This window comes from Herbaspirillum sp. B65 (assembly GCF_000333555.1).
Classification (GTDB): domain Bacteria; phylum Pseudomonadota; class Gammaproteobacteria; order Burkholderiales; family Burkholderiaceae_D; genus Herbaspirillum; species Herbaspirillum rubrisubalbicans.
On record NZ_BADI01000497.1, the window covers coordinates 1 to 220 of the forward strand.

General features: G+C 70.9%; 1 protein-coding gene. It reads right to left on the reverse strand.

Translation table 11 applies throughout. The features are described 5' to 3' along the window. Window positions 1-220, reverse strand: a 220-nt coding sequence (locus tag I5W_RS11940; RefSeq protein ID WP_044529387.1) for a pyridoxal-phosphate dependent enzyme, incomplete at both ends; no start/stop codon positions are given.

Sequence of the window (220 nt, forward strand, 5' to 3'; positions counted from 1 at the left end):
CAACGACGCGGACGCCCTGCGATTTCAGCGCCAGCGCAACGCCGGAGGCCAGGCCGCCGCCGCCGATCGGCACGATCACCACGTCCGGCGCGTGCGCGGCCAGCTCGATGCCGACCGTGCCCTGGCCGGCGATCACGTCGGCATCGTCGAACGCGGACAGGAAGCGGTAGCCGTGGCGTTGTGCCAGTTCGACCGCGAAGGCGTAGGCCTCGTCATAGCT